The organism is Roseateles sp. GW821-FHT09B06 (assembly GCF_059418245.1).
The window spans coordinates 86,013-93,417 of the sequence record NZ_JBWKPM010000021.1 but is presented as its reverse complement, the minus strand read 5'-3'; the positions used below and the strand labels follow the sequence as shown (position 1 = coordinate 93,417).

The window sequence follows — 7,405 nt, the reverse complement described above, 5'->3', positions numbered from 1 at the left end:
CTGAACACCACCGCCAAGCAGGCCGCGCGGCGCGGCTGAGGTGATGGGCATGAGCCGGTACGGCTCGGCCCCGCGGGGCCGGTGCGCTGGGGTCGTCGAGGCGCCGAACTGGCGCCACGGCTTGCGGTGACTAGGCCGGGCCCAGCACCCGCATCGAGTAGTCGACCGCTCTCACATCCTTGGTAAGGCGGCCGATCGAGATGCGATCCACGCCGGTGGTGGCGATCCAGCGCAGCTGCTCGATCGCCACGCCGCCGGATACCTCCAGCAAGGCCTGTCGGCCGCGCCCGGCATTCGAGGCCACGGCCTCCCGCATCATCGGCTCGCTGAAGTTGTCCAGCAGCACGCTGGTGGCGCCGGCGTCCAGCGCCTCTTCGAGCTCGGCCAGGCTCTCCACCTCGATCTGGATGTCCACGCCGGCATTCAAGGCCTGGGCCGCGCGCAGCGCCGCGCCGACGCCACCGGCCGCGGCGATGTGGTTCTCCTTGATCAGGATGCCGGCATAGAGGGCCAGGCGCTGGTTCGCGCCGCCGCCCACCCGCACCGCGTATTTCTGCGCCAGGCGCAGGCCCGGCAGGGTCTTGCGCGTGTCCAGCACCGCGCAGCCCTGCGGATTCGGGCTGGCGCCCGCGATCGCGTCGGCATGGGCGCGCGTCAGGGTCGCGGTGCCGGAGAGCAGCTGCAGGAAGTTCAGCGCCGGGCGCTCGGCGCTCAACAGCGACCGGCCGTCGGCCTCGATCTCGCAGACCAGGGTGTCGGCCGCCATGCGCGCGCCCTCGGCGTAATGCCAGGCGATGCGCGCCGTGGCATCGAGCGCGGCGAACACGCCCTCGAACCAGTCGCGGCCGCACAGCACCGCGTCCTCGCGCACCCGCACCTGGGCCCTGACGCGGCGCCCGGCCGGCACCAGCCGGGCGGTCCAGTCGGCCACGCCGATGTCTTCGAACAGCGCCTCGCGGATATTGCGGGCGCGGGCTTCTTCCAGGGTCTCGTTGTGGTCGAACATCGCTGCGGCGGACAAAGGGGTCTTGCTTACTCGGGAGCCGTGATTGTCAGGCTCAATTCCGGCAGGCCCTCGATCCGGCCGCTGATGCGGTCGCCCGGCCGCACCGCGCCGACGCCCTCGGGCGTGCCCGTGTAGATCAGGTCCCCGGGCTGCAGGTGGTAGAACTGCGACAGGTTGGCCACGATCTCGGGCACGCTCCAGATCATGTCCGAGAGGTCGCCGCGCTGCTTCTCGCTGCCATTGACGGCCAGCGTGATCGCGCCGGCCTTCAGCTCGCCCACCTGGGCCGCCGGCACCAGCTCGGTGATCACGGCCGAGTTCTCGAAGCCCTTGGCCGTGTCCCAGGGCCGGCCGGCGGCCTTGGCCTCGGCCTGCAGGTCGCGGCGCGTCATGTCCAGTCCCGCGGCATAGCCCCAGACGGCGGCCGCGGCGGCCTCGGGCGCGGCCTTGTAGACCGGCGCGCCGATCGCGATCACCAGCTCCATCTCGTAATGCAGGTTCTGCGTGCCAGGCGGGTAGGCCATGCTGGAGCCCGAGGGCAGCAGGGCATTGGCCGGCTTGGTGAAGTAGAACGGCGCCTCGCGGTCGGGGTTGCCGCCCATCTCGCGCGCATGCGCCGCGTAGTTGCGGCCGACGCAGAAGATGCGGCTGACCGCATAGCGCTGCTGGCTGCCGCACACGGCAACGCTGGGCTGTTCCTGGGGGGCGAAAACGTAGTCGGTCATGGCGAGAAACGCTTGTCGAGACGATGTGAGGAAGGCGCAGCATAGCCAATGCCGGCGCGGTGCGCGTGGCGGGCTTTGCGTATCCCTTGGTATCGGCGCCGCCGGGGCGCGCGCCAAGCCGGCTACCATCGCGGCCGATGCGGAAGTCTTCGTCCCTGGTCCCGATCGCGCTGCTGCTGGCCCTGCTGGCCGGCTGCGCCTCGCGCCCCCCGTCCCCCTCGCGCCTGCCCGGTCCCGGCCCCTGGCCCGACAAGGACGGTCCCGACGCCGTGATCCCGCCCGATCTGCACAAGGTGCCGGACGCCCTGCCCAAGCTGGAAGCCATCCGTCGGGGCGGGCCCAACAAGCCCTACGAGGTGCTGGGCCAGCGCTACGAGCCGATCACCGACGACCAGCCCCTGATCGAACGCGGCCTGGCCTCCTGGTACGGCAAGAAGTTCCACGGCCGGCCCACCGCCAGCGGCGAGGTCTACAACATGTACGCGATGACGGCCGCGCATCCGACCATGCCCATCCCCAGCTACGCCAGGGTGCGCAACCCGAAGAACGGCCGCGAGGTGATCGTGCGCATCAACGACCGCGGCCCTTTCCATGCCGGCCGCATCGTCGATCTCAGCTACACCGCCGCGCTCAAGCTCGATGTGCTGCGCGGCGTCAGCCCGGTGGAGCTGGAGCGCCTGACCTACGAGGACATCCGCACCGGCGCCTGGACGCGCAATGGCGACGGCGGTGCACCGGCCGCCGAGCCGCCGCCGGTCTTTGTGGCCAGCGCCGCCCCCGGGGCACCCGAGCTCGGCGGCACCGCCAGCGTGGCGCCGCCGGCCGAGGCCGCGCCCGCGCCGCGCACCGAGGCCAAGATCGCCGCCGGCTTCTGGGTGCAGCTGGGCGCCTACGCCAGGCTGGACGGCGCCGAGGCCATGCGCCAGCAGGTGGTGGGCCGCATGGACTGGCTGGCGCCGCTGCTGGCCGTGGTGCGCGACAAGGGCCTGCATCGCCTGCAGGCCGGCCCCTATGCCAACCGCGACGACGCCCGCCAGGCGGCCGAGCGCCTGCGCAGCGAGCTGGCGCTGCGGCCGCTGGTGGTGGAGCGACGCTAGGCTGACTCGACATTCAACCGTATCGCACCACTCTCCCGCCGACGACGCCGGCCGGCGCGTCGCAGCCCCAGCCCCGCCAGCCGCCGGGCTCCGGTGCGGGGGTCATGCCGGCCTGCCGGCCGGCATGACTGCCCTGCGGTGCTCGCGCCGCGGGGCGGGCGCATAACTCCCTGCGCTCGCCTGCGGCTCGCTGCGGTCAGACAGACGCGCCCGGTCAGTGGTGGAGGCGCGCTGACGCGCGCGCCCCGCGCCGCTGTGCTCCTCGGCTCCCGCAAAGTCGCCCGTCAACTGGCGGGGCCGGGTCTGCGGCAACGCCCGCTTGAGCCTAAGCACGCCCCCTAGTTCATCGGGGCCCTTCCCTGCATCCGATCGACGGCATGCGGCGTAAGCAGCGGTGGCCGGCAAGCTGCCGGCCGCCTCCAGGAGACGCCTCATGCCATCACCTCATGCCCTCCGATTGCCCGCCCGCCCCGCCCTGGCCGCCCTGGTCGCCCTGCTCGCGGGCACGGCGCTGGCCTCCAGCCACCGCGAAGCGCCCTTCATCACCACGGTCCCCAAGGTCGACGCCAGCGACTTCTACATGTTCGCCAGCTACGAGGCCGGCCGCACCGGCTATGTGACCCTGATCGCCAACTACCTGCCGCTGCAGGACGCCTACGGCGGCCCCAACTACTTCGCGCTGGACCCCAACGCGCTCTACGAGATCCATATCGACAACAACGGCGATGCCCGGGAAGACCTGAGCTTCCAGTTCCGCTTCAGGAACAAGCTGGCCGGCGTGGCCCTGCCGATCGGCGACAAGCAGACCGCGATCCCGCTGATCCAGGCCGGCACGGTGAGCGCGCCGCGCGCCGCCACGCTCAATCTCGGCGAGAGCTACACGGTGGACATCGTGCGCGGCGACCGCCGCGCCGGTGCTCGCCAGTCCCTCAGCCATGCGGGCAGCGGCGCCGCGAGCTTCGACAAGCCGGTCGACAACATCGGCGTCAAGACCATTCCCGACTACGCGGCCTATGCGGCCCAGCATGTCTATCCGGTCAATATCCCGGGCTGCGCGCAGCCGGGCAAGGTCTTCGTCGGCCAGCGCAAGGACCCCTTCGCGGTCAACCTGGGCACGATCTTCGACCTGGTCAATGCACCGGTCGGCGTGATCACCGATCCGACCCTGATCGGCGCCGCCAGGAGCGACATCGAGAACAAGAACGTCACCACCTTGGCGCTGGAGATCCACGGGAGCTGCCTCACCGCCGGCAGCGAGCCGGTGATCGGCGGCTGGACCACGGCCAGCCTGCGCCAGGCCCGGGTGCTGGACCCGACGCCCAGGAGCGGCCACCAGACCAGCGAGAAGGTCGGCGGCGCCTGGGTCCAGGTCTCGCGCCTCGGCATGCCCCTGGTCAACGAGGTGGTGATCGGCCTGCCCGACAAGGACCGCTTCAACGCCGGCAAGCCCAGGGACGACGGCCGCTTCGCCGCCTATGTCACCCACCCGAGCCTGCCGGCCCTGCTGGAGATCGCGCTGAGCCTGCCCGGCATCGCGCCCAGGAACCTGCCGCGCACCGACCTGGTCACCACCTTCCTGACCGGCATCAAGGGCCTGAACCAGCCGGCCCAGGTGGTGGCCTCGGAGATGCTGCGCCTGAACACCGCGATCGCGCCGGTGCCCTTCGCGCAGCAGAACCGCCTGGGCGTGGTGGGCAATATCCTGGCCGGCGGCAGCGACATGGCCGGCTTCCCCAACGGCCGCCGCCCCAAGGACGACGTGGTCGATGTGGCCCTGGTGGCCGTGATGGGCGGGCTGTGCATGGCCAACGGCGATGCCAACGCCCTGGCCCTGGGCGTCGACTGCAAGCCCGCCAATGTGCCGCTGGGCGCCACCGCGCTGAAGCTGCACGACGCGGTGGACCAGGCCGCGGCCCCGCTGCTGCCCGGCTTCCCCTACCTGTTCACGCCGATCGGCGGTACCAAGTGAGCCCAACCAAGGAGAACGACATGCTGCACCACAAGTTCGCTCCCTTGATCGCCAGCCTGCTGCTCGGCGGCTGCGGTGGCGGCGGCGGCGATAACAAGGCCCCGTCCGAACCACCGGTCAGCGACCCGGCCCAGGTGCCGGACAGCGCCCTGGCCTCGTCGGCGGCCTACACCCAGTTCACGCTGGGCCTCAGCCGGAGCGCCGGCGAGAGCGCGGAGCCGCTGGGCGTCGACAAGGTCGACACGCCGCCCGGCAGCGAGACCGAGGAACCGGCCCCGCTCGGCTGAGGCGCCGTGGCGATGAAGCTGCTGCTGCTCGCCGCCCTGCTGCCGCTGGCCCTGGCCTGCGGCAGCGGTCGGGCCGCACCCCATGTCCCGGCCGACGATGCGGAGCTGGTCGAGCGCCTGCCGCGGCGCCTGGACGCTGCCGAGCGCCGCCTGCGCGCCGAACTGCGCCGGGCCCCGGCGCAGCTGCCGCAGGCCCTGCGGCTGGCGCGCGAGGCGCTGGAGCGCGCGCGCCGCGACGGCGACCCGCGGGAGCTCGGCCAGGCCCAGGCAGCGCTGGCGCCCTGGTGGGAGCAGTCGGCCGCGCCGGCACCGGTGCGCCTGCTGCGCGCCGCCATCCGCCAGAGCCAGCATCGCTTCGAGCCGGCCCTGGCCGAACTGCAGGCCCTGCTGGCCGAGCCCGCCACGCCGCTGCCGATCCGCGCGCAGGCCGAGCTCGACCACGCGGCCCTGCTGCAGCTGCGTGGCCGCTGGGACGAGGCCCGCGCCGGCTGCGCGCGCCTGAGCGGCCCGCGCTATGCCGTGCTGGGGCCGCAGGTGGCCCTGCATGGCCGCGCCTGCCTGGCCGAGCTGGCCAGCCTGCGCGGCGCCTTCGACGCGGCCGATCGCGAGCTGGCCGAACTAGCCGCGCTGCCCGGCGCGCCGCGGGCCTGGCTCGCCCTGCTGCGCGCCGAGCTGGCCGAGCGCCGCGGCGCGCCCGAGGCCGAGGCCCTATACCGCGCGGCGCTGCAGGCGGCGCCCGGCGTCTATCCGCGCGCCGCCTATGCCGACTGGCTGCTGGACCGGGGCCGGTGGCGCGAGGTGCTGGCGCTGCTGGACGATCAGCCCCGGCCGCTGGCCGACGCCCTGCTGCTGCGCCAGGCGATCGCCCTGCGCCGCGGCGGCGAGGCCGGGCGCGCCGCCGCGGCCCGGGCCGAACTGGCTGCGCGCTTCGCGGCCGCGCAGCAGCACAGCCCGGACCAGGCGGAGGGCCACGAGCGCGAGTTGGCCCGCTACGCGCTGGAGCTGCAGGCCGATGCGCCGGCCGCGCTGCGCTGGGCCGAGGCCAACTGGGCCCGCCAGCGCGAGCCGGCCGACGCCCTGTTGCTGGCCCGCGCCGCGCGGGCTGCGGGCCGGCCCCAGGCCGCCGAGCCGCTTCGCGCGCTGGGTCTCGCCGACCGGCGCCTGCAGGCGGCGGAGGCCGCGCGATGAGGCCGCTGCTGCCCGGACTGCTGGCCATGCTGCTCGCCGGCCCGGCCGCCGCGCACCAGGCCAGCGACGCCTATCTGCGCCTGACGCCGCAGGGCGATCAGGCACTGCACCTGCGCCTGGACATCGCGCTGCGCGACCTGGACCGCGAGCTGGCCCTGGATGCCGATGGCGACGGCGCGCTGCGCTGGGGCGAACTGCACCCGCGCCAGGCCGAGATCCAGGCCCTGGCCGATGCCGGCCTCACGCTGCGGCCGCGCGACCGCCAGGGTGCACCCTGCCGGCCCGGCGCAGCACAGCCCTTGCTGATCGACAGCCACGGCGATGGCCGCTACGCGGTGCTGCAGCGCGTCTGGCATTGCGAGGCCGCGCCGCTGCAAGACCTGAGCCTGGCCTACCGCCTGTTTGCCGCCAGCGACGCCGGCCATCGCGGCATCCTGCGCCTGGAACGCGCCGGCCAGGCCCCGCAGACCCTGGTGCTGGCGCCGGACGGCGCCGCACGCAGCCTGGCCCTGAGCGACCCGCCGGGGCTGGCCAGCTTCTTCGTCGAGGGCCTGCACCATATCTGGACCGGCCTGGATCATGTGCTGTTCCTGCTGACCCTGTTGCTGCCCGCGGTGCTGCTGCGCCGGTCGGTGAGCTGGCATCCGGCGCCGCGGCTGCGCCCGGTGCTGGTCGAGGTGGCGGGCGTCGTCACCGCCTTCACCGCCGCGCATTCGCTCACCCTGGCGCTGGCGGCCTTCGGGCTGCTGAGCCCGCCGTCGCGCTGGGTCGAATCGCTGATCGCGGCCAGCGTGCTGCTGGCCGCGCTGAACAACCTCTTTCCGGTCATCAAGAAGGAGCGCTGGAAGCTGACCTTCGTGTTCGGCCTGATCCACGGCTTCGGCTTCGCGGGTGCGCTGCAAAGCCTGGGACTGGCAAGGGGGGCGCTGGCCGGGCCGCTGCTGATGTTCAACCTCGGCGTCGAGGCCGGCCAACTGGCCATCGTGGCGCTGTTCGTGCCCCTGGCCTGGCTGCTGCGGACCCGCTCCTTCTATCCGCGCAGGCTACTGGGCGGCGGTTCGGCGCTGGTGGCGGCGCTGGCCCTGCTGTGGCTGCTGGAACGCGCGCTCGATCTGCAGCTGCTGGAGATCTAG

The 7,405-nt window shown here is 73.3% G+C and carries 7 protein-coding genes; 5 read left to right on the top strand and 2 right to left on the bottom strand.

Features of this window, described 5'->3' with window-relative positions; all coding sequences use genetic code 11:
• Positions 1–130: 130 nt before the first annotated feature.
• Entirely contained in the window at positions 131–1,006 is an 876-nt protein-coding gene (nadC, locus tag AC07OQ_RS17560) for a carboxylating nicotinate-nucleotide diphosphorylase (protein WP_495054426.1), read from the bottom strand.
• Between the two features lie 26 nt (positions 1,007–1,032).
• Complete coding sequence (locus AC07OQ_RS17555) at positions 1,033–1,731, bottom strand: fumarylacetoacetate hydrolase family protein (RefSeq protein ID WP_495054424.1); 699 nt, start codon at positions 1,729–1,731, stop codon at positions 1,033–1,035.
• Between the two features lie 137 nt (positions 1,732–1,868).
• Between AC07OQ_RS17555 and AC07OQ_RS17550 the strand changes: the two genes are divergently transcribed.
• The 5 genes from AC07OQ_RS17550 to AC07OQ_RS17530 all read left to right on the top strand — a co-directional run bounded on the left by AC07OQ_RS17550 (position 1,869) and on the right by AC07OQ_RS17530 (position 7,405).
• A complete protein-coding gene (locus tag AC07OQ_RS17550; protein ID WP_495054423.1) occupies positions 1,869–2,828 on the top strand; it encodes a septal ring lytic transglycosylase RlpA family protein in 960 nt (319 codons plus the stop codon).
• Between the two features lie 433 nt (positions 2,829–3,261).
• The gene (locus AC07OQ_RS17545; RefSeq protein ID WP_495054422.1) at positions 3,262–4,797 is read left to right on the top strand and encodes a DUF4331 domain-containing protein; all 1,536 of its coding nucleotides are present in this window, start codon (positions 3,262–3,264) and stop codon (positions 4,795–4,797) included.
• Positions 4,798–4,817: 20 nt separating this feature from the next.
• The gene (locus AC07OQ_RS17540; protein WP_495054421.1) at positions 4,818–5,084 is read left to right on the top strand and encodes a hypothetical protein; all 267 of its coding nucleotides are present in this window, start codon (positions 4,818–4,820) and stop codon (positions 5,082–5,084) included.
• Positions 5,085–5,096: 12 nt separating this feature from the next.
• Complete coding sequence (locus AC07OQ_RS17535) at positions 5,097–6,272, top strand: hypothetical protein (protein WP_495054420.1); 1,176 nt, start codon at positions 5,097–5,099, stop codon at positions 6,270–6,272.
• Positions 6,269–7,405, top strand: a complete 1,137-nt coding sequence (locus AC07OQ_RS17530; protein ID WP_495054419.1) for a HupE/UreJ family protein — start codon at positions 6,269–6,271, stop codon at positions 7,403–7,405. The genes AC07OQ_RS17535 and AC07OQ_RS17530 overlap by 4 nt, the downstream gene beginning before the upstream one ends.

Coding starts and splice junctions, on each gene's coding strand:
- nadC (WP_495054426.1), bottom strand. CDS start 1,006: ATGTTCGACCACAACGAGACCCTGGAAGAAGCCCGCGCCCGCAATATC.
- AC07OQ_RS17555 (WP_495054424.1), bottom strand. CDS start 1,731: ATGACCGACTACGTTTTCGCCCCCCAGGAACAGCCCAGCGTTGCCGTG.
- AC07OQ_RS17550 (WP_495054423.1), top strand. CDS start 1,869: ATGCGGAAGTCTTCGTCCCTGGTCCCGATCGCGCTGCTGCTGGCCCTG.
- AC07OQ_RS17545 (WP_495054422.1), top strand. CDS start 3,262: ATGCCATCACCTCATGCCCTCCGATTGCCCGCCCGCCCCGCCCTGGCC.
- AC07OQ_RS17540 (WP_495054421.1), top strand. CDS start 4,818: ATGCTGCACCACAAGTTCGCTCCCTTGATCGCCAGCCTGCTGCTCGGC.
- AC07OQ_RS17535 (WP_495054420.1), top strand. CDS start 5,097: ATGAAGCTGCTGCTGCTCGCCGCCCTGCTGCCGCTGGCCCTGGCCTGC.
- AC07OQ_RS17530 (WP_495054419.1), top strand. CDS start 6,269: ATGAGGCCGCTGCTGCCCGGACTGCTGGCCATGCTGCTCGCCGGCCCG.